Consider the following 21,764-nt stretch of genomic DNA (forward strand, 5'->3'; position numbering starts at 1 on the left):
TGGCGTGGCAGCGCCTGGCCCAATCCGGGGGGTACTTGGACGCGGCGCATAGCTGTGTCCGTGGCGGTCGCGATGGCTGTCACACTGCTGGACGGCACCAGCGCAGCGATAGCCGCGCCGCAGAAGACCGCTCCCCAGCAGACGGCCGGACACTACGCGACGACCGCTGCGGACATCCCCTCCGCGCGGGTAGCGGCGCGGTTGTCGGGTAAGCAGGTGGAGGCGCTCTCGGAGCGGTCGGAGACCTCCACGACGTGGGTGAACGCGAATGGTTCGCTGACGACGGAGGTGTCGGCCGGCCCGATCCGGTTCAAGGACAACGGCCAGTGGCGGCCTGTCGATCTGGACCTGGTGCAAAACGGTGATGGCAGCGTGGCGCCCAAGGCCCACCCGCGGGGTCTGAAGCTGGCCGGTGGGGGCGGCACCACAGCCCGCTCGCTGACCGATGCCGGCACCGCGCCCGCTCGTGATCTGGTAACGCTGGGTGCGGGTGATCAGCAGATCGCCCTGCAGTGGAAGGGCGGTCTGCCCAAGCCGACACTCAGCGGGACACGCGCCACGTATGTCAACGCCGTTCCGGGCGCGAACCTGGTCGTGGAGGCCACCCGTACCGGTTTCGAGCAGTTCGTCGACATCGCCCAGCGGCCCGCCGCAGGGGGCTTCGCCTACACGCTGCCGTTGAAGACCAAGGGCCTGAGCGTCAAGCAGCTCGCCGACGGCAGTCTGCAGTTCACCGATGCCAAGAACAACAAGCGGGCCGTAATGCCCGCCCCCACCATGTGGGACGCGCAGATCGATCCGGTCTCCGGCGAGCACACCCACCAGGCACCGGTGGCGTTGAAGGTCGTCGCAGACAAGGGCTCGGTCGACCTGGTCTTCACCCCGGACACCAAGTTCTTGGCGGATCCGAAGACGAAGTTCCCTGTCACGGTTGACCCGTCCACCGCGACCCTCGGAAACGTTTTCGACACCTACGCCCAGCAGGGCGTGACGGTCGATGAGTCCACCGATACCGAGCTGGACCTGGGCAACCCGGGCACCACGAACACCGACGGCACACCCCGTACCGCGCGCTCCTTCATCACCTGGAACACCGCACCGTTCGCGGACGCCCTGGTGACGAGTGCGAAGCTGAGCCTGTGGGACTTCCACGCGGGCAACAACGTGGACTGTGCGGCGTACCCGTGGGAGGTATGGGACACCGATAAGGCATCCACGTCCACCCGCTGGCCGGCGCAGCCGGTCTGGCACACCAAGTCCGCCACCTCGACGGAGACCCGCGGCAACCCCTCGTGCACCGCGGCACCCGACGGGTGGATCAACGCCGACGTCACCACCCTCGCTCAGACCTGGGCGTCGCTGAAGAACGCCACGTCCGGCATGGGCCTGCGCGCTTCCAGCGAAACCGTTGTCGCGCAGTGGAAGCGGGTGAACTCCGCGAACGCGGCGTCCAATCCGCCGAAGCTGGTCGTCACCTACAACTACCGGCCGCGCAACGGCACGGACCCGCAGGCAGGTCCGCCGTTCTTCAAGGATGCTGCGGGCACCTGGTACACCAACACCGTCACACCGGTACTGCGGGACACCTTTGCCGATCCCAACAATGACAAGGTCAACGCCACCTTCCAGGTCTACGACAACGCCACCGGCACCCAGGTCGGCTCCAACGTCACCTCGCCGTTCGTGCCTGCCGGGCAGCCGGCATCGGTGACTGTGCCGGCCGGGTTGCTGGTCAACGGCAAGTCGTACAAGTTCCGCTCCACCTCCTACGACGGCACCCATTACAGCGTGGGCTGGGGTGGATGGACGAACTTCACCGTCGACACCTCCGCGCCGTCGGCGCCGGCGTCGGTGACCTCCACCGACTACCCGTCCGCGGCCTGGGTCAAGGGCGCCGGCCAGGTCGGCAAGTTCACCGCAACTCCCCCTGCCGGTGACCAGAGCGGCATCGAGTGGTCCCTGGACGGCACCACCTGGACGAAGGTCACCACCAGCGGTACCACCACCCCGGTGAACTTCAACGTCACCCCGGCCAAGGCCGGCACCAACACCCTCCAGGTCCGCACCACGGACAAGGCGGAGAACAAGTCCGAGCCGATCGCCTATACCTTCCACGTCGGACCCGGCGGCGTCACCCTGCCCGATGACGGCACCCGAACTGCCGCCCGTGTCCCGCTGACCGCGGAAGCCGACAGCTCCAAGTACAACGCGGTCACGTTCTCCTGGCGCCGCGGCGACGCCGACGCCTGGGCACCGATCCCGGCCGGCGACGTCACCAACGCGGGTACTGCGCTGACCTCCTGGCCCGTGGCTCTGACCGCCGGCAAGAGCCCCAACCTGGCCTGGAACGCCACCTCCACGGTCAATCCCGACGGGGCCGTTCAGCTCAAAGCCGACTTCACCGGCGCTGGTGGGGTGAGCGCGACATCCGATTCCATCGACCTCGTGGTCGACCGCACAGCGGACGGTGCCACGACCACCAGCGTGGGCCCAGGAGCGATCAACCTCCTGACCGGTGACTACACCCTGGCAGCCACCGACGCCACCTTCTTCGGCATGACGGTTGCACGGTCAGCGTCCTCGCGCTCCCCGCAGGCCGGTGGTGCCACCGATGGCCAGTCGCCCATCTTCGGCAAGGAATGGCTGTCGGGCACCACGGCGGAAGTGACGGCGTCGAACTACACGAGCATCCGCAAGACGTCTGCCACTTCTCTTGACGTCCTGACCAGCGCGGGATCGACGATCAAGTTCACCGCGAACGCGGCGAACACCGGCTGGGTCCCTGAAACCGGAGCGGGAAACCTGACGCTGAAGGGAGCGTTCACCTCCGGCGACTTCACCCTCTCGGACACCCAGGGAACGGTGACGGTCTTCTCCAAGGTTGCGCCGGCCGCAACCGCATGGACGGTTACCAGCTCGCTGTCCAACGGCCTGGCCACCTCGACCACCCAGGTGGTCTCGGAGGCCGTGACCGTGGGCGGTCAGACCCTGGCGCGTCCCAAGCAGGTCATCGCGTCCAGCACCGCCACCACACTGGCCGCTTGCGCGGCAGATCCGTCCACCCGAGGGTGCCGGATCCTGCAATTCATCTACGCCTCGGCGACCACAGCCTCAGGGTCCACCTTCGGTGATGTGAAGGATCAGGTGTCCGCCGTCAAGCTGTGGGCGACGGCTCCAGGCGCGACGCTTTCCACGGCCACCACGGTGGCTCAGTACGCCTACGACAGCAGCGGCCGGCTTCGGGAGACCTGGGACCCCCGTGTCTCCCCGGCGCTCAAGACCTCCTACAGCTATGACACCAACGGCCGCGTCACCACTCTGACGCCCCCCGGGCAGCTGCCGTGGACGTTCGTGTACGGCCAGGCTGGGTCCAGCCCGACTGCTGGTGCGGGCATGCTCCTGTCGGCTTCCCGTCCGACGTTGACCCCGGGCAGTGCCACGCAGACCAACGGCACCGCCACGACCACGCTCGTCTACGGCGTCCCGCTGACCGGTGCCAGCGCTCCGAACGACCTCGGGTCTGCGGCGACCGCGTCCTGGGGTCAAAGCGACCTGCCCACCGATGCCACCGCGATCTTTCCCTCCGACCAGGTGCCGTCCTCCAGCGACGGCACCACCCTGGGCGCCGGTGATTACGCGCGAGCGGGAATCCACTATCTCGACGCCTCGGGCCGCGGGGTTGACGATGCCACACCAGGGCACCACATCGCGGTCACCGAGTACGACCGATACGCCAACGCGGTCCGCTCCCTGACGGCGGCGAACCGTGAACTGGCCCTCGGCACGACCCCGGCCCAGATCACGCAGCTCACCAACCTGGGCATCAACGCACTGTCAACGGGTGAGCGCGCACAACTGCTGTCCACCACCTCGGTCTTCGACGGCACCGGGGTCCGTGAGACAGACACCTACGGACCGCTGCACCAGATCACGCTGTCCGCCAACCTGATCAGCGGCACCACCACGGTGGCTTCCGCCGGCACCCAGGTCACGGGCCGGCAGCACACAGTGACGGAGTACGACTCCGGCCGCCCCACGGACGGCACGGCCAACGGGGCCAACGAGCCCACGAAGAAGACGACCGGAGCGCAGGCGCGCGCGTGGCCCGACCTCCTGGCCGACCCGCAGGTGACGTCGACTGCGTACGACTGGGTTAAGGACGAGCCCGTCAGCAGCACCGAAGACCCCTCCGGGCTTGCCCTCACCACGACGACGGCCTACAACAGCCAGGGTCAGGTGACAAAGACCAGTCAACCGGCGTCCTCGGGCACCGACGCCGGTACCACGCTGACGACGTACTACACCGGCACTGGGGCAGCCCCGTGCGGCGGCCGTCCGGAATGGGCAGACCTTATCTGCCAGACCGGACCGGCGGCCGCCATCACAGGCGGGGGCAGCAACCCCACCGAGCTGCCCACCAAGACGATGGAGTTCGGGCTGTTCGGCCAGACCACCAAGGTCACCGAAACAGCGAACTCCGTGACCCGCACCACCACCACCAGCTACGACAACGCCGGACGCCCCGCCACACTGTCCGTCAGCGGGGGATCGGCACCGCGGTACCTTCGGTCACAACCGCCTATGACTCCATCACCGGGTTGCCGCTCACCCAGACTTCCTCCACCGGAGGAACGATCACCAAGACCTACGACGGCCTCGGCCGCCCGATGTCCTACACCGACGCCGACGGCGGAAGCACCAGGACCTCCTACGACGCCCTCGACCGGCCCACTTCGGTGACCGATTCGGTGCCGTCCACGACCTCCTACACCTACGACACCGCTGTGGACCCGCGGGGCATGGTCACCAAGGTGACCGACTCCGTGGCCGGCAGCTTCACCGCAGCCTACGACTCCGACGGCGGAATGATCGCTGAAGGGCTGCCCGGCGGCTACACCATGAAGGAGGGACGCGACCCCACGGGGGCTGCAACCGCCCGCACCTACACGCGGGACAGCGACGCCCTGGTTCTGGTTTCGGACAGCGTCACCGCAACCGCCCAGGGCCGGTGGGCCACGCACGCCGGCACCCCCGGAGTCACCGCCTCGCAGAACTACACCTACGACGCGACCGGACGCCTGACGCAGGTCCAGGACACCAGCACTGACGCCGTCTGCACCACCCGCGGTTACACCTTCGACAAGAACACCAACCGCAAAACCCTCGCCACGGCAGTGGGCGCACCCAACGCCGACTGCGCCACCACCGGCGGAACGACAACCAATTACACCTACGACACTGCCGACAGGCTGGTGAACACCGGGTACACGTACGACGCATTCGGCCGGACTACCGCCCTGCCCGGAACCAGCCTGGCGTACTTCGCCAACGACCTCGTGCAGCAGCAGACTGCTGGAACATCCCGTCAGACCTGGGCACTGGACTCCAACTTCCGTTTCCGCTCCTGGACCACGGAATCCAATGCCACCGGCACGTGGACGCAGACGGCGGCCAAGGTCAACCACTACGGATCCGACTCCGACAGCCCGCGCTGGACCGTGGAGAACTCATCGCCTGGGACGCTCACACGCAACGTGGCCGGTCCGGACAGCAGTTTGGCCGCTGTCACCACCGCCACGGGCGGCACAGTGCTGGAACTGCAGAATCTGCACGGCGACATCGCTCTTGCGCTGCCTGTCGACACGTCACAAGCCCCCGTGGTACTCGACTCCGATGAGTACGGCAACGTACGGACGAACCAGGCTGCCGTCCGCTACGCGTGGCTCGGCGGCGCCCAGCGTTCGGACGAGACCCTGACAGGACTCACGCTGATGGGGGTGCGTCTGTACAACGCTTCCACCGGCCGTTTCCTGTCGGTCGACCCGGTACCCGGAGGTAACGCCAACGCCTACGAGTACACGGGCGCTGATCCCGTCAACAAGGTCGACCTCGACGGACGGTGGAACCACTACAAAACCCTTTACGCCTCGTGGGGCAGGGTTTCATCGCATGTGTGGTCCTTCTGGGACTGGTGGGGATGGGGCTGGCATGTCGGAGCGTCCGTGCGCTTCACCTTCAATCGCTGGGGCACCAACAAAATAGCGAACGAAGGTCCCTACGCCCTGACGCTGTATGCCTTCCTCGCCGCAGCGGTAGGCGGATACGCCGCCACGATCATGTACATCATCGGCGCTGTCGCGGCGTGGATCACGTGGGAAGCCTACCGAGCAAAAGAGCGAGGCAAGTGCCTGTACTTCTATGCCAGCGCACGCTGGATAAACGGGGTTCCGTACTGGTACTACTATCCTGCTTCGCAGTCCTGCTAGACAGTTGAATCTCATCGCTTAACGGCCTGGTCGGCGCCCCACGGGCGCCGGCCAGGCCTGAATCACCAGACCTGCCAAAGTAGAGGTGCAAAGATGATGAAACTCCCCCGTGCTTTGTCCGCATCCGTCCTTCTCTTCGCATTCGGAAGCCTGCAGGGGGCGATCTATCTTGCTGAGTTCATCGCCAGCGGAGACCGCATGAACGGCTTCATCGAGACTGCCGCCGCTGAACTCTTCGTCGCATGGGCAGTAGCCGGAATACATTTCCTTCGGGAACGCAAATCTGCGACGGCGAGCCGGACGCACATCTAATTCCCGCAGTGCGCCATCGCAACAACAACGGTCGCTGTGACAGATGAGGAAAACAATGAAGCGCAGCCGGCGGGCCGTTCTGGCATCCGTGGCAGGGTTCGCTCTCGCCGGTTGCGCGGACCTGATACGGCCGAACCAATGACGGCCCGGCCACGCCCGACACGCCACTCGCCACGGCTGTGAACCCCGTGGCGAGCACGGCGCCTGCGAGCGGACTGCCCGCCACGGGCCTCCCAGAGACCCGTGACGAGATCGTTGCCCGCTACGGCCATCCCACCCCGCACAGCTGGGGCTTCGACGCACCCGGGGTACCGCACTCACTGCCCACCACTGACCATGCGATTTCGTTGACCTTCGACGCCTGCGGGGGCCCGGGCGTTGGCGGCTACGACGAAGCGTTGACCGATTTCCTCCGACGACGGGAAATGCCAGGCAACCTTGTTCCTCAACTCCCTTTGGTTCGAAGCCAATCCGGCAGCAAACTGTTACCTCGCCGGTCCGTTGTCCGGTACTTCCTTCCCAAGGCGCCCTGCGCGCAGCAGAGATACCGTCGCCCACCGCTTGAGGGCAAGCACTTCTGAACGGGGCGAACTCATCCCCGCCGCACGCCCGCAGGGCCAGGAGATAGCCATCCGATCGCGGAAGGCACGTGCGGGACGAGGGACGACAGACAGGCCGGAGCGTGCGAGAGCACGCCCCTCACGGACGGACCACGACCTGCACTTCAACGAGTTGGACCTGATCCGAGCGCCGGACCTTGGGACCGACCGACCTGTGGGTGTCGATGGGTCGGCCCCAAAGGTGGGGAGCGCCGCATAGGTTGCTCAGCCTGAAGCAGCGCGCAATGTCTCGGCCGCGTGGGTTAGCCGCTCAACGATCGCTCGACACAGACCGCCGTGTTCGACGTTGGCCGAACCGGATAGGGCGGCTGTACTGATGTCCCCTTCGATGGCAATGACCCGAGCAAGGATGCTCTGAAGCATGTTCTCCGAGGCGAGATCGCCCAGGAAGCCATTCGCAGTTTGGACGCGATCGTGATCGGATCCTGCCATCGAAGCAGCAGGCTTGGCCGTGACCTCCTCGTGACTATCTGCAAAATTTTGCACAGTTGGTGAGGGTGGCTGTTGAGGCCTCGTCGTGCTTGTGGTGAGGGCGTGCCGTTCTGCCCGGCTGCCCGTCGTGAGTGGAAGGGCGTCGGCGCTCATGAGTTGACGAGTTGCTGCCTGGAACTGGGTTTCCTCGGCTGGCCAACCTGCGGTTTTCAGAACCAGTCGGACTATCTGGCCGGTGATGGTGGCGGTGAGCCGGCGGTCCTCTGCTGCGGCGCGTGCGCGTATCTGTTGGTAGAGGTCGGTTGCGGCGGTGAGTCCGAAGCGTCTTACGACGGGGAGTAGCGCGCGGGTGTGCGAGGCGGTTGCGGGTTCCCCCATGGTCTGGGTGAGGCGTTCGGCCAGGGGCCATTCCTCGATCATTTGGTAGGCGGCGCGTGCGCTGATTTCCCAGCGTTCTTCGACGTAGGTGTCGAAGCGGGTGTGGGTGTGGCGGTAGAGCATGCGGTTGCAGATGGTGTGGAGGGCTTTGCCGGCGAGCCACGTCGCCGTGGCAAGGTTCTCGACGGCCCGTTCGCAAACCCCGAGCTGATGCATTTCGTCCGGTGTGAGTTCGCCGGAGGCGTCGACCGCAACCGGGGCGGCGATCATGTCGGCGGTGATGACCAAGTCGGCAGGGCGCTCGGTCGTCCGGTGGGGCGTTGGGCTGTTGCTGCCTCCGAGATGCTGTTCTTCGCGTCGGGTACGCAGTGCGGCGGCGCGGTCCTGGCCGCTCATCGCAGCTCTCCCGTCCAGGGGAGGAGGAGGCCGCGATCGATCATCTCGGTGACGAGTTCGTCGTATGCGGATCCGCGGGCGGTGACGGGTTCGAGCATGGACTGTGCGTAGATCTGGCGGTTGGGGATGGTGGTGGTGAAGACGTTCCAGCCGTCTTCGCGGAGGTAGTTGCGGTACTGGCCGGTGGCTTTGGCGCTGGCGGTGGTGCGGTTGAGGAGGACCCAGGTAGGGGGTGGGTTGCCGTCGGGGCGAAGTACGTCGACGTCGTCGATCAGTTCGCGCATGGGGAGGCGTTCGATGCGGTCGATGTCCGCGGTGGTGGGGGCGGTGCTGAGGATGGCGAGGTCGGTGACGCGTAGTACCGACTGGACGATGTTGCGGTGGTCCTCGGCGTGTCCGCAGTCGACAATGCCGATCTGCTCGGGGCGCATGGCCGGGGGCACGTTCTTGTGGAATAGGGGAGAGGCCTGCTGCTGGACTGGGAACGGGAATCCGCCGGAGCGCACGTCCCACTCCGCGAGCTGGCGACTGTAGTCGGCCTCGAAGGCGACGACCGGATACCCGCGCTCATGGAGGGCGTGAGCGTGCCATCCGGCGGAGGTGGTCTTGCCGCTCGTACGGGGGCTGATATAGGCGATGATCACTGAAGCTCCTGGAATGTGTGGGTGGACGGGCAGGTCGACGTGCGCCCCGTCGTCACGGGTGGCGACGGCCCTGGGTGAGCCGCATGCGCGGGGCAGGTTCCGGCGGTCTTAGGGCGGACGGCCCGCTCGCCGGCCCTGCGGACCCGGGCGTTGCGGGGGTCGCATTGGTGTGCCGGCCGTGCGGAGCAGGCGGTAGATCGTGGTCACGGAGCAGCCGTGGTCGGCGGCCAGCGCGGGGACCGACTGCCCCGCCTCGTAGCGACTTCGGAGCGCGGCCATCAGCTGGTGGCGGACAAACGCGGCGGTGGCCTTCCGCAGCTGGCGTGCTTGGAGCGGCGTCCGAAGGGTGGCTCCGGCTTCCTGCAGCAGGCGGCGGACCGTTCGGGCGGATCGGCCGCATTGGGTCACGAGATCGCCGAGAGTTGCCCCCTGCTCGTAGCGGGTACGCAGTCCAGCGGCGAGAAGGGTGCGTCTCGCAGCGGCACCACGATGGCGGCGGGTTTCTTGCGGCGTGCGCATCACGGTTCCTGCGGCCCGCAAGCGGTTCACCACCGTGCCCTGAGACAGCCCTGTGCCGTCGACGAGTTCGCGGACCGTGGCACCCGCGTCGTAGCGCGTGCGTAGGTCGAGTCCTTCTTGGCGCCGTTCCTGCGCGTGACGGGGCAGCGGTTTCATGCGGCGGATTCCCACTCGTTGACGGCTTCGGCGTGTGCGGCGACCAACTCGTCGTAGGTGCGCTGATCGGCTGGGGTGATGAGGATGAGGCGGCCGTCGGTGGCGACCCGCCACTCCGGGGCGATGCGGCCGGTAGTGGGGTTGAGGACTGCACCACCGGGGAGCTGCCACCCGGGCGGGATGTCGTCGCCGCGTGGCGTGGGCACCAAGATCTGGCGGCCGTCGCGGACGATGACCAGGGCCTTGCTGCGGTGCTCCGAGAGCTGTTCGAGTGGTTGCCGATAGGCCACGCGCTCGGTGGCGTGGAGGGCTTTGCGCTGTGCCGCGATGCCTGCGGTGGCGTAGTGCTGGGCGATGGGGTCCCAACTCCACTCCGCTTGCCTCTCCGAGAGAGGAGTTTGGGCGTGGGACTGGCTGATGCTCTCCAGGGCATGGGGCGCCAAGGCCCAGGTCGTACCGTTTCGGTGGACCACGCCGTGGGCTGCTAGGCGTTGCAAGGTCCGGTAGGCGGTAGCGCGGGACACCGAGGCAGTGGTGATCAGTTCCTTGGCGGTCTGGCCGGGCCTGAGGTGGAGTGCTCCGATGACCATCAGGCCGGGACTACCGAGACCGCGGTGGGCGAATGCGTCGTGGCCCATGAGGCGGCTGATGACGGTGGAGTCGATGTCGGCCGTCACGGTTGTCTCAGGGGCGGACCACTCCTCAAGGTCCCGGTCGGGGGGGAACTGAGTGGTCCTGTAATGAGACGAGGAGGAAACGGTCCGGTGTGCGTGGCCGTCGTCGAGGTACCAGGTGGAGCCTTCGATGCCGTGACCCACGCGCAGTCGGCGGAGCCACCCGCCCGGCTTCAGTACGCCTTCGTAGGCCCTGCGCAGGGTCTGGCGGGATATCCCCGCCTCTTCCGCTGCCTGTCGTTCACTGGCGGCATGCTGGCGACCCCCGGCAGTCTCGGCGAAGTTCAGATGGGCTCGCAGGACCCGCAAGGCGGTACGACCACGTTCGCCGCGCCATGGGGTGGTCTCGATCCGGTCGCGCAGGGACGCGAGGTCTTCGTGGGCATGGTGCCGGGACTCCACCGCCACGCTGCTGCTGATCGCCGAGCAGGCGTTGGCCCATACGCGGTGGACGTAGTCGCGGGCCCGAGCGTGACCAGAACGCAGCTCGATGGTCCGGGCGTGGTGGCCGCCCTGGTGGTCGGGAGGCATCAGCAGGTGCATCAGCTGGTCGAAGGTTCCGCCGAGGCGAGCGACGTGGCAGGCGATGGCCGCGGTGATCCGGTGGCCATGATCGGACTCGCCCTGCCGGTCCGGGCGCAGCACGACGCTCCGTTTGTCGGCGCTGAGCTTGCTGTAGCTGCCCACCGCGTACTTGCCGGTGAGATCACCGTGCAGGACCAGGTCAGCAGCAGCCTGGGGCAACTGATGGAGTCCGAGGGGGTGATCGAGCGGTGGAGGTGTGCCGTGTGGCATGTGGGTCTGTCCCGCAAGGACGAGGATGCTCACCCAGGCCGGCTAAACCAGGGGTGGCATCCGGAACCGACCTCCGAACGGTGCCAGCGAAGCCTCCAGGATTGCCGTCCTGAAAGGGCTTCGGTGTGTCTGGCACCATGGGAGGCAGACGTCCCCAACGCGGCTCGACCGAGGGCGACGATCAGGGCCAAGCAGAGTGACTGCCTCTGATTGCCTCTGAGCGTCGGGTCGAATCGGGGTCGAACCAGAGCGATTGGCTCTGATTGCCTCCGATTGCCTCTGCAACCCGTCCTAGCAGGTCACAACCGGTTCTAACTCCATAGGTGCAGGTCAGAACGGTGTGGCCGATGAACCCGGCGTACAGGCCGACTCGTCCGCCGCCTGTACCGCCCCGCTGGTCAGGGGCAGGGCCCGAACAGGGCGGGGCGCCGATTGTGCTGAGAAAACCTGGTGAATCCCCGGCGGTTGGTCATTAGAGTCGGGCATGTCCAGGTGCGCAGGCCGGGGTTACTTCCAATGGTAATGGTGGTGTCGCGGGTTCGAGTCCCGTCGCCGGTTGTGAGACCGGTGTAGCTCAGTTGGTAGAGCACATTGTCACCTCAGCCGATTCTGATCTCTGGACGCTTGTTCTCTGCACCTCCCGGTGCGAAGGCGACGGTTACTTCTCTGGTTGAAACGCGTTCACGCGTGGGGTTCAAATCCCCTCGACCGCCGCCAGGACTGATCTCGGGAGGCAACAGCACCGGCATGTCCGGTGTGTGGCGCCTCCCCTCCTTGTGGGGGGTTTCTTCATGTCCCGTTTCAATACCCGTACGGCCAAGCCGTCCGTCGTCTCGCCCGTGGCCGGCTCGGGGGAGCGGAGCGTCACGCATCAGGGTGGGGCCGGATATCTGCGTGATGCCAAGAGCGAGCTGTTCCTGCTCGCGGTCGCGAACTTCGTTGGGCAGGAGTCCTTTTACGAGACGGGCGGGCAGCGGGACGACCGTTTCACCGCTCTGGTCCGGCAGCTCGCTGTCGAGGACCCGCGGTGGACGGCCGGGCTGCTCGGGTGGCTGCGGGGGGACGGCAATATGCGGACGGCGGCGATTGTCGGGGCCGCGGAATTCGTCAAGGCGCGGCTTGAAGACGGGAAGAGCGAGACGGTTGTTCCGGGTGTTTCCAACCGGGCCGTCGTCGATTCCGTGCTGCGGCGGCCGGACGAGCCCGGTGAGCTGCTCGCGTACTGGACGTCTCGGTACGGCCGTAATGTGCCCAAGCCGGTCAAGCGCGGTATCGCGGATTCGGTGCAGCGGCTCTACAGCGGGAAGTCGCTGCTGAAGTACGACACCGCTTCGAAGGGTTACCGGTTCGGCGACATCCTCAATCTGGTGCACGCCGCGCCGGACGCCGGAAAGGCGTGGCAGGGCGAGCTGTTCCGTTATGCGCTGGACCGCCGGCACAACCCCGACACGGCGGTGCCGCCGGCGTCGAACCAGACGCTGACCGCGCACCGCGCGCTGATGGCGGTGCCGGTCGCGGAGCGGCGGGCGCTGGTGACCGGGTCCGACGGGGCGGCGCGGCTGGCGGCGGCGGGGATGACGTGGGAGGCGCTGGCGGGGTGGCTGCAGGGGCCGATGGACGCCGCCGCGTGGGAGGCCGTGATCCCGTCCATGGGGTACATGGCGCTGCTGCGCAATCTCCGCAACTTCGACGAGGCCGAGGTGAGTGACGAGGTCGCCGAGGGGGTCGCGAAGCGGCTCGCCGACCCGGAGCAGGTGGCGCGGTCGCGTCAGCTGCCGATGCGGTTCTACTCGGCGTACAACGCGGCGCCGTCGCTGCGCTGGGGGTACGCGCTGGAGAAGGCGCTCACCGCGTCGCTGGCCAACATCCCGGTGCTGGGCGGCCGGACGCTGGTCATGGTGGACACCAGCTCGTCCATGGAGGCCGGTTTCTCCCGGGACGGCACGCTGATGCGCTGGGACGCGGCCGCGCTGTTCGGGATCGCGCTGGGACAGCGGTGTGCCGGCGGCGATGTCGTGTCGTTCTCCAGCGCCCGCTACTACGTCAGCGACAAGCCGGGAGCGCGCACGAAGGCGTTCCCGCAGCCGCGGGGCGAGTCGCTGCTCAAGGCCGTCGGCCGGTGGAAGGACGGCGGCTGGTTCCTGGGCGGCGGCACGGACACCGCCGCCGCGCTGCGACAGGAGTTCAAGGGGCACGACCGGGTGGTGATCGTCACCGACGAGCAGGCCGGTACGGACACCCAGGAGGTCACCGTGGCGGTCCCGGCCACGGTGCCGATGTACACCTGGAACCTCGCGGGCTACCGCGCCGGCCACGCGCCGTCGGGTGGCGCGAACCGCCACACGTTCGGCGGGCTCACCGACGCGGCGTTCCGCATGGTTCCGCTGCTGGAGGCCGGGCGTGATGCCAAGTGGCCCTGGGAGAACAAGGCCTGACGAGAGGTCAGGCCGGGATGGCGGCCCCCGTTCCGCTCACGCGGATGCGGGGGTCGTCCGCACGCAGTTCGACGGTGAGGACGCCCGGGCGGCCGAGGTCGTCGCCCTGGTGGAGGGTGAGGACGGCGGGCGCGGTGACCAGCCGCTGGTCGCGGAGGTACGCGCCCAGCGCCAGGGCGGCCGCGCCGGTGGCCGGGTCCTCGACGACGCCGCCGACCGGGAACGGGTCGCGGACGTGGAAGACGGAGTCCGAGGCGCGCCAGACCAGTTGGACGGTGGTCAGGTCGAGGCTGAGCATGAAGGCGGCCAGCCGCTCGAAGTCGTAGTCGAGCGCGGCCAGCCGCTCGCGGGTCGCGGCGGCGAGCACGAGGTGGCGGGCGCCGGCGTAGGCGATCCGGGGTGCGAAGGCCGGATCGAGGTCGGCGGCCGGCCAGCCGAGGGCTGCGAGCGCCTCGGTGACGGCCGCGTCCGGGATCTCCTCGACCTTCGGCTCGACGCTGGTGAGCGTGGCGCGCAGCGCGCCGGAGGCGTCCGGTGCGACCGTGACCGGAATCTCGCCGGCGGCCGTCGAGAACAGCAGGTCACCGGCGCCGATCCGCTCGCCGAGGGCGACCGCCGTGGCGACCGTGGCATGGCCGCAGAACGGCACTTCGGCCTTCGGGCTGAAGTAGCGGACGGTGAGGGAGCGCCCCTCCGAGGCGGTGATGAAGGCCGTCTCCGAGTAGCCGACCTCGGCGGCGACGGCGAGCATCTCCGTCGCGCCGAGGCCGGAGGCGTCCAGGACGACACCGGCCGGGTTGCCCCCGGCCGGGTCGTCGGAGAAGGCGGTGTAGCGAAGCACCTCGGTGCCGTGAATCGACGTCATGACCTGCACCAACGACGACCACCGCCACGATGTTCCCGCAGCCTGGTCAAGCCTCCCGGGCCGCTCCCGGGCCGCTCCCGGGCCCCTCCCGGGCCTTTTGCGGGTCAGGCGACCAGCCGCAGGCGCAGCCGTACCAGTGTCGACGGGTCGAGGCCGAGGCCGTCGGTCAGGAAGCGGCCGAAGGATCCGTAGTCGTGCTCCGCCTGGTCCCGGAAGGCCGCGAGGTACTCCGTCCTGACCTCCTGGAGCGGGATGAGGAGGTCCGGGTTCTGCATCAGGCCCAGCTGCTTGACCTGGTCGCGTACGGCCCGGTCGGCGGCGGCGCGCAGGTCGTTGGAGAGCAGGTAGTCGGCGGTGGTCGTGGACTGCGGTACGCCGACGGCCCGCAGGACCGTGTCGATCAGTACGCCCGTACGGTCCTTGCCCGCGGTGCAGTGGACCACCACCGGGCCCGTGGCGTCCGCGATCCGGCGGATCGCGGCGCCGAGGGCGGCGCGGTTCGCCGCTGACGTGACGAAGCCGCGGTAGGCGGTCCGCATCCGCTGCGCCGCCCGGTCCCCGCCGAGGGCCGCCTCCTGGGCGGCCGGGTCGGCGCTGCCGACGACCTGCGCGATGAACAGGTACAGGCCGGTGTCGTCGACGGGCAGCGCGACCGGTGCCGGCCCGGCCGGGAGCCGGTCGGCGCCGTCGGCCTGGACCTCGGAGGGGCTGCGCAGGTCGATGACGGCGCGCAGTCCGAGCCCGGCGAGGGCGGTGACGCCGGCCGGCGGGATCTTGGCCAGGCTCTCGGTCCGGTAGAGGGAGTTCCACCGGGTGGTGGCGCCGTCGTAGGTGCGGTAGCCGCCGGTGTCCCGGGCGTTGACGGTGCCGGGGACGGTGAGGATGCGGCTGTGCGCCGCGGCCGGGGCCGGCGCGTGCGCCTGGGTTTTTCGGGCTGCCGGAGGGCTCGTCCCCGCCGCTTGGGCGGCGGGGACGAGCGGTCCTGCGAGGACGAGTGCGAGGGTGAGCGCGGTGGCGGCGCGTGCTCCGGTCCGCATACGGGGATCCCCTTCCTGGTCGGGAGCGGGACCGTAGCGCGAGGATCTTGAGAGCGGAACAGCTTTGCTGACGAATAGTCAACAAACCGCGGTCCTGCGGAGTCCGGCCGGTCAGCCGCGCCCGATGTACGGCATCGCCGTCGCCATCACCGTCGCGAACTGCACGTTCGCCTCCAGCGGCAGCCCGGCCATGTGCAGCACCGTGCGCGCCACGTCGGTCACGTCCATCACCGGCTCCACCGCCGTGGTGCCGTCGGCCTGCTGGACCCCGGTCGTCATCCGGGCGGTCATCTCGGTCGCCGCGTTGCCGATGTCGATCTGGCCGCAGGCGATCCGGTACGCGCGGCCGTCCAGGGACAGGGACTTCGTCAGGCCGGTGATCGCGTGCTTGGTGGACGTGTACGCGACGCTGTTCGGGCGCGGCACATGCGCCGAGATCGAGCCGTTGTTGATGATCCGGCCGCCCTGTGGCTCCTGCTCCTTCATCGCCCGGAACGCCCCCTGCGCGCACAGGAAAGCGCCGGTGAGGTTGACGTCGACGACCGAGCGCCACTGCTCGTACGTGAGGTCCTCCAGCGGTACCGGCGGCCCGAACATCCCGGCGTTGTTGAACAGCAGGCCGAGCGGCCCGAAGCCGCTCCGCACCGACGCGAAGAGCCGGTCGACGTCCTCGGGCCGGGTCACGTCAGCCGGCACGACGAGGGTGCGGCCGCCCGGCAGCGCCCCGGAGTCCCCGGCCGCCCCCGCGTCCCCGGCCGACTGCGCCGCCGCCAGCCGGGCGGTCTCCTCCAGCGCCTCCTGCCGGCGGCCCGCGAGCGCCACCGACCAGCCGGCCCCGGTCAGCGCCAGCGCCACCGCGCGCCCCACGCCGGATCCGGCGCCCGTCACCACTGCCACCTTCTGGATCTCACTCATGGCATCGCAGGGTATGCGGTGCGAGGATGGAGATCAGCGCAGCCCCGAAGGTGACCGCAGCCCCGAAGGTGACCACCGTCCCGCAGGAGGCCCTATGCCGATCGTCGACCCGCTGTCCGACAAGGAGATCGCCGACCGCCTCGCGGAACTCCCGGGCTGGGAACTCTCCGCGGACGGGACCGCTCTCGTCCGTACCTACCGGCTGGCGCACCTGCCCGCCGCGATCCTCGCGGTGCACATCGCGCAGGTGCAGGCCGAGCTGGACCACCACTCGGATCTCACCCTCGGATACGACACGCTCGGCGTGTCGATCACCACGCATTCGGCCGGCAGCCGGCTGACGGCCAAGGACTTCGGCCTGGCCGCCCGCATCGCGGCCATCGCCCCGGGCCACGGAGCGCAGTAGCCGGCACAAGCCCGTGGGCGCAGAAGGCGACGGTCAGCCGAACCGGCGCAGCAGGGCGGACTTGGCGGTGGTGAACTCCTCGTCCGTCAGTATCCCGTCGCGCTTGAGGTCGCCCAGTTCGCGCAGCCGCCGCAGCAGCGCGTCCGGGTCCTCGGCGTGGTCGGTGACCTGCGCCGGGACGGCGTCCTCGGGCGCCGGTACCGGCGGTTTGGCGAGCAGTTCGGGCCGCCGGCCGGTCTCATCGCTCTGACCGGTGTCGGAAGGGTGCGGCAGTCGCGCGGCGACGGCCGCGGCGAGGAGCGCGGTGTGCCCGAGCTCCTTCTTCAGGCCCCACAGGACGATGCTGTTGGGGTCGTGCTTGGGCGGCTGGGTGGTGGCCTGCGCGCCCTTGACGCGGAAACGCAGATGCCCGTTCTCCAGGCCGACGTTGGGGCGCCACTCCACCCCGGCCAGATCGCCGAGCGCCAGTTCCCGGGCGCCGGCCGACTTCTTGCCCTCCTCCGCCATCCAGTTCCAGGTGATGGCCACCCGGTCCCCGTCGAAGGTCGCGGCACCGTCGCCGCCGCTCGCCGACAGGGGCACCTTGGGGCCGGGCAGCAGATAGGAGTCGGTCGGGCCGGTCGGCACCTGGTCCAGCAGCAGGGCGTTGCGCACCTCGTCGGCGAAGTACTCGGCGACGCCCGTACGGTCCGGGTCCACGGCCACCTGGTACGGATCGGCGGCGTCCGGCAGGCCGCCGCCCGTGGCGTACAGGAGCGGGTCGGCGCCGTCCCGCAGCCGCAGGCGGAGCCTGCCGCCCTTGCGGCCCGGCTCGTAGGCGATGCCGGCCACCGCGTGCAGCGGCACGGCGACCTCGCCCAGCGTCTGCCGGAGCTTGTGCACCCCCCGGTCACGGCCTGGGACGATACGGATGACCTTGTCGTCGAACGTCCAGGTCCCGTCGTGCGTCAGCAACTCAGCCATGGACCCGATCCTAATTCTCCGGGCGCCGTGCGCCGGGCCCTCCGGAGGATCCCGGGCACACGAACAGAGCCTCACGAACAGAGCCCGACGACCATCAGCGATCCGTCAGTGATCCGTCAGCGATCCGTCACTCGCCCGGGTACCGCACCCCGATCTGCTCGCGGACGGCGTCCAGGGTGCGCATGACGGCGAGCGTCCCCGCCAGCGGCACGAGCGGCGACTGGGTCTCGCCGGCCCGCAGGCATCGCATGACCTCGGCGGCCTCGTGCCGCAGGCTGTCGCGCTCCGGGACGTCGGTGACCTCGGAGAGCAGGTACTCCCGCGGCTCGTGGCCGTCGCGGTGGAGGGTGAAGCGGTCGGGGTGGAAGTAGCCGTGCGGGATCTCGATGCGTCCAGTGGAGCCGGTCACCGAGGCGGTGACGGGGGTGCCGGAGGTGATGGAGCAGCTGAGGAGGGCGAGTGCGCCGCTGTCCCAGCCCAGGACGATGCCGGTGTTGTCGTCGACGCCCTCGGGGGTGAGGTGGGCGGTGGCCCGGACGGTGTCGGGCTCGCCGAGCAGCAGGTGCGCGAAGGAGACGGGGTAGACGCCGAGGTCGAGGAGCGCGCCGCCGGCCTGGGCGGGGTCACGGAGCCGGTGGTCGGCGGCGAACGGGCCGGGGATCCCGAAGTCGGCGTGGATGGTGGTGATCTCGCCGATGGCGCCGTCCCGTACGAGGTCGGCCATGCGCAGGATCAGCGGGTTGCAGTACATCCACATCGCTTCCATCAGGAAGCTGCCGCGGTCGGCGGCGAGGGCGGTCAGCTCCGCGGCCTCGCGGACGTTGACCGTGAACGCCTTCTCGCAGAGCACGGCGCGGCCGGCCTCCAGGCAGAGCCCGGCGGCGGTGCGGTGCGCGGAGTGCGGGGTCGCGACGTAGACGACGTCGAGGCTGTCGTCCTGGGCGAGCTCGGCCCAGCTCCCGTAGGCGCGATCGATGCCGTAGCGGTCGGCGAAGGTCTTGGCGGAGCCGATGCTGCGGGAGCCGACCGCGGCGACCTCGGCGTCCGGCAGGGTCAGCAGGGCCTCGGTGAAGGTGGCGGCGATGCCGCCGGTCGCCAGGATCCCCCACCGGATCGGCCGGTCACGGCCCACGCCCTCCGCGCCGCCCACAGCGCCACCCCCAGCTCCGGACGATCCGGATGCGCCGGACGATCCGGATGCGCCGGATGAACCGGATGCGCCGGACGAGCCGGACGAGCCGGATGAACCGGACGAGCCGGAAACGCCTTCTATGCCGTGTCCGCCGTCTGCGCCATGCTCGTCGTGCCCGCCGTGCACCATGCGTCCGCCTCATCAGGTCTCGACCACGTGTGAATGCCTGAAAGGATAGGCAAGGTTTCAACGATTATCGGGGGTGCCCCATGCAGGAAGCCGGCCCGAGCGCCGACGCGCGAATATCCGACGCGCAACGGCTCGCCGTGCAGCGCCGTACCGGGTGGCTCGTCACGCTGGTGCTGGGCGGGCTGACCGCGCTGGCACCGCTCTCCATGGACATGTACCTGCCGGCCCTGCCGAAGGTCACCGACGCGCTGCACAGCCCGGCCGCGACCATCCAGCTCACCCTCACCGCCTGCCTGGCCGGCATGGCGCTCGGGCAGCTGGTCGTCGGGCCGATGAGCGACAAATGGGGGCGCCGCCGTCCGCTCCTCGCCGGCATGGTGGTCTACGTCATCGCCACCGCCGTCTGCGCCTTCGCGCCCAGCGCCGAGCTGCTGATCGCCTTCCGGCTGTTCCAGGGCCTGGCGGGCGCCGCGGGCATCGTCATCGCCCGGGCCGTCGTCCGTGATCTGTACGACGGCGTCGAGATGGCCCGGTTCTTCTCCACCCTCATGCTCGTCTCCGGGGTCGCCCCGGTCATCGCGCCCGTCATCGGCGGCCAGGTGCTGCGGGTCACCGACTGGCGCGGCGTCTTCGGCGTCCTGACGGTGATCGGCGTGCTGCTCACCCTGCTGGTCTGGCGGCAGCTGGACGAGACCCTCGCCCCGGCGGACCGGCACAGCGGCGGCCTCGGCGAGACGCTCTCCGCGATGCGCGGGCTGCTCGCCGACCGGGCCTTCACCGGCTACATGCTCGCGGGCGGCTTCGCCTTCGCCGCGCTCTTCGCGTACATCTCCGCCTCGGCCTTCGTCGTGCAGGACATCTACGGCGCGTCCCCGCAGACCTTCAGCCTGCTCTTCGGCCTGAACTCGGTCGGTCTGGTCGCGGTCGGCCAGCTCAACGGCAAGGTGCTGATCGGCCGGTTCAGCCTCGACAAGGCGCTCGGCGTCGGCCTCGCGGTCATCACGCTGGCCGCCGTGGCGCTGCTGGTGATGGCGTCCGGGATGTTCGGCCGGGTGGGGCTCGTCCCGATGGCGGCGGGCCTGTTCGTCCTGATGTCGGCCATGGGTCTGGCGCTGCCCAACACGAACGCGCTGGCGCTGATGCGCACCAAGCACGCGGCCGGCTCCGCGTCGGCCCTGCTCGGCACGACCTCGTTCCTCATCGGCGCGGTCGTCTCGCCGCTGGTCGGGATCGCGGGGGAGCACACGGCGGTCCCGATGGCGGTGGTCCAGCTCGTCTGCGCGCTGATCGCCGTCGGATGCTTCGCCGGGCTGTGCCGCCCGTGGCGTCGTAGGGTGGATGCACCGTAGTCATCAGGAGGCAGGAATGTCCGAGCCGATCGACGGGAACCGCTGGGCGTTCAAGACCGCCGACAGCGTGCTGCACACCGGGTCCGAGAACGCGGTCGATCCGGAGGACCTGGTGATGCTCTCCGGCCGCGAACCCACTCCCGCCCGTATCGAGAGGGCCCGCAAGGAGCTGGAGGAGCATGGCGCCGCCGCTGTCGAGAGGTACCTGCCCTGAGGCCGGCCTCGACGCCGGAGAGCTGCGGCGGATCGTCCCCGGGCTGAGGACCGCCCTGGAGCCGTCGCCGGACCACCCGTGGTGCGCGGGCGCGGTCGTGCTCGCCGGGCGCGGCCAGGTCGTCGCGCTGCACGAGGCGGTCGGCTGGGCGGTGCGGTACGCGGGCTACGACGCGGCCGCCGACCGCGGTGTGGAGCTGCCGCCGGAGCGGTGGGTGCCGATGCGGCCCGACACGGTCTTCGACCTGGCGTCCGTCAGCAAGCTCTTCACGGCCGTCGTCGCCGCGCGGCTCCTGGACCTCGACCGGCCGGTCGCCTCGTACGTGCCGGAGTTCGCCGCCGCGGGCAAGGCGGACATCACCGTACGGCAGCTGCTCGACCACACCTCCGGCTTCCGGCCCGAGCTGCCGTTCTACGACCTGCCCACCGTGCCGGCCCGGCTGCGGCTGCTGTGGGACGAGAAGCCGCTGCACCCGCCGGGCACCGTCCGGATCTACTCCGACCTCAATCTGATCGCCCTCCAGCAGGTGCTGGAACGGGCCACGGGACAACCGCTGGACGTCCTGGTCAGGGACGGGATCACCGGGCCGCTCGGCATGACCGACACCGGCTACAACCCGCCCGCCGCCCTGCTGCCCCGGATCGCCGCGACCGAGGACCAGCGGCGGCCCTGGGGCAAGCTCGACCGCGGCATGGTGCACGGCGTCGTGCACGACGAGAACGCCTATGCGGCGGGTGGGGTCAGCGGGCACGCGGGGCTCTTCTCCACCGCGTGGGACCTGGCCCTGTTCTGCCGGGCGCTGCTCGACGGCGGCGGGCCCTACCCGGGCTTCGAGACCGATCACCCCGGCCAGATGGGCGAGCTGGCCGGTCACGGCGCCGTCGGGCACAGCGGTTTCACCGGTACGAGCCTGGTGATCGACCCCGCCACCGACACGTTCCTGGTGCTGCTCACCAACTCGGTGCACCCCAGCCGTACCTGGCGGGAGGGCAGCGCGCCCCGGGCCGCGGCCGCCACCTGCCTGGCCCGGAGCGTTCTGAAGGCGTCGGAGACCCCGGGGCCCTAGA

General features: G+C 69.4%; 14 protein-coding genes and 1 pseudogene. 6 read left to right on the plus strand and 9 right to left on the minus strand.

Features of this window, described 5'->3' with window-relative positions; translation table 11 throughout:
* Positions 1 to 72 precede the first annotated feature (72 nt).
* Positions 73 to 6,266: pseudogene (locus LNW73_RS23395) on the plus strand (DNRLRE domain-containing protein).
* Positions 6,267 to 7,402: 1,136 nt separating this feature from the next.
* Here the strand turns inward: LNW73_RS23395 and LNW73_RS23400 are convergent.
* The 4 genes from LNW73_RS23400 to LNW73_RS23415 all read right to left on the minus strand — a co-directional run bounded on the left by LNW73_RS23400 (position 7,403) and on the right by LNW73_RS23415 (position 11,225).
* Positions 7,403 to 8,404, minus strand: coding sequence for a hypothetical protein (locus tag LNW73_RS23400; RefSeq protein ID WP_250991244.1), 1,002 nt, complete (start codon positions 8,402 to 8,404; stop codon positions 7,403 to 7,405).
* Positions 8,401 to 9,048, minus strand: coding sequence for a plasmid partition protein (locus LNW73_RS23405; RefSeq protein ID WP_250975632.1), 648 nt, complete (start codon positions 9,046 to 9,048; stop codon positions 8,401 to 8,403). Before LNW73_RS23405 ends, LNW73_RS23400 begins: the two co-directional genes overlap by 4 nt.
* A gap of 108 nt (positions 9,049 to 9,156) precedes the next feature.
* Complete coding sequence (locus tag LNW73_RS23410) at positions 9,157 to 9,723, minus strand: helix-turn-helix domain-containing protein (protein WP_308407712.1); 567 nt, start codon at positions 9,721 to 9,723, stop codon at positions 9,157 to 9,159.
* Entirely contained in the window at positions 9,720 to 11,225 is a 1,506-nt protein-coding gene (locus tag LNW73_RS23415) for a MarR family winged helix-turn-helix transcriptional regulator (protein WP_250991245.1), read from the minus strand. Before LNW73_RS23415 ends, LNW73_RS23410 begins: the two co-directional genes overlap by 4 nt.
* Before the next feature lie 758 nt (positions 11,226 to 11,983).
* Between LNW73_RS23415 and LNW73_RS23420 the strand changes: the two genes are divergently transcribed.
* The gene (locus LNW73_RS23420; protein ID WP_250991246.1) at positions 11,984 to 13,627 is read left to right on the plus strand and encodes a TROVE domain-containing protein; all 1,644 of its coding nucleotides are present in this window, start codon (positions 11,984 to 11,986) and stop codon (positions 13,625 to 13,627) included.
* A 7-nt stretch (positions 13,628 to 13,634) separates the two neighbouring features.
* Here LNW73_RS23420 and LNW73_RS23425 read toward each other — a convergent pair whose 3' ends face one another.
* From LNW73_RS23425 to LNW73_RS23435, 3 genes are all read right to left on the minus strand, one after another.
* Complete coding sequence (locus tag LNW73_RS23425; RefSeq protein WP_250991247.1) at positions 13,635 to 14,492, minus strand: PhzF family phenazine biosynthesis protein; 858 nt, start codon at positions 14,490 to 14,492, stop codon at positions 13,635 to 13,637.
* Between the two features lie 104 nt (positions 14,493 to 14,596).
* Positions 14,597 to 15,529 carry a tyrosine-protein phosphatase gene (locus LNW73_RS23430; RefSeq protein ID WP_250991248.1) on the minus strand — a complete coding sequence of 311 codons (933 nt, stop codon included), beginning with the start codon at positions 15,527 to 15,529 and terminating at the stop codon, positions 14,597 to 14,599.
* A 111-nt stretch (positions 15,530 to 15,640) separates the two neighbouring features.
* Positions 15,641 to 16,444: an SDR family oxidoreductase gene (locus LNW73_RS23435; protein ID WP_250991249.1), complete on the minus strand. Its 804-nt coding sequence runs from the start codon at positions 16,442 to 16,444 to the stop codon at positions 15,641 to 15,643.
* A 94-nt stretch (positions 16,445 to 16,538) separates the two neighbouring features.
* On the opposite strand from LNW73_RS23435, the gene LNW73_RS23440 reads away from it, so the two are divergent.
* Positions 16,539 to 16,850: a 4a-hydroxytetrahydrobiopterin dehydratase gene (locus tag LNW73_RS23440; protein WP_250975625.1), complete on the plus strand. Its 312-nt coding sequence runs from the start codon at positions 16,539 to 16,541 to the stop codon at positions 16,848 to 16,850.
* A 33-nt stretch (positions 16,851 to 16,883) separates the two neighbouring features.
* On the opposite strand, the gene LNW73_RS23445 is transcribed toward LNW73_RS23440, so the two are convergent.
* Both LNW73_RS23445 and LNW73_RS23450 read right to left on the minus strand, forming a co-directional pair.
* Entirely contained in the window at positions 16,884 to 17,813 is a 930-nt protein-coding gene (locus LNW73_RS23445) for a DUF4429 domain-containing protein (protein ID WP_250991250.1), read from the minus strand.
* 127 nt (positions 17,814 to 17,940) lie between these two features.
* Positions 17,941 to 18,963, minus strand: a complete 1,023-nt coding sequence (locus LNW73_RS23450) for a Gfo/Idh/MocA family protein (protein WP_250991251.1) — start codon at positions 18,961 to 18,963, stop codon at positions 17,941 to 17,943.
* 251 nt (positions 18,964 to 19,214) lie between these two features.
* On the opposite strand from LNW73_RS23450, the gene LNW73_RS23455 reads away from it, so the two are divergent.
* Genes LNW73_RS23455 through LNW73_RS23465 form a run of 3 tightly spaced genes read left to right on the plus strand, consistent with a single transcriptional unit; the run spans position 19,215 to position 21,763 of the window.
* Positions 19,215 to 20,483 carry a multidrug effflux MFS transporter gene (locus LNW73_RS23455; RefSeq protein WP_250991252.1) on the plus strand — a complete coding sequence of 423 codons (1,269 nt, stop codon included), beginning with the start codon at positions 19,215 to 19,217 and terminating at the stop codon, positions 20,481 to 20,483.
* 16 nt (positions 20,484 to 20,499) lie between these two features.
* Positions 20,500 to 20,697: a hypothetical protein gene (locus LNW73_RS23460; protein ID WP_138357608.1), complete on the plus strand. Its 198-nt coding sequence runs from the start codon at positions 20,500 to 20,502 to the stop codon at positions 20,695 to 20,697.
* Positions 20,663 to 21,763: a serine hydrolase domain-containing protein gene (locus LNW73_RS23465; RefSeq protein WP_374118167.1), complete on the plus strand. Its 1,101-nt coding sequence runs from the start codon at positions 20,663 to 20,665 to the stop codon at positions 21,761 to 21,763. The genes LNW73_RS23460 and LNW73_RS23465 overlap by 35 nt, the downstream gene beginning before the upstream one ends.
* Position 21,764: the final 1 nt, after the last annotated feature.

The organism is Streptomyces sp. RKAG337, from assembly GCF_023701715.1.
Classification (GTDB): Bacteria; Actinomycetota; Actinomycetes; order Streptomycetales; family Streptomycetaceae; genus Actinacidiphila.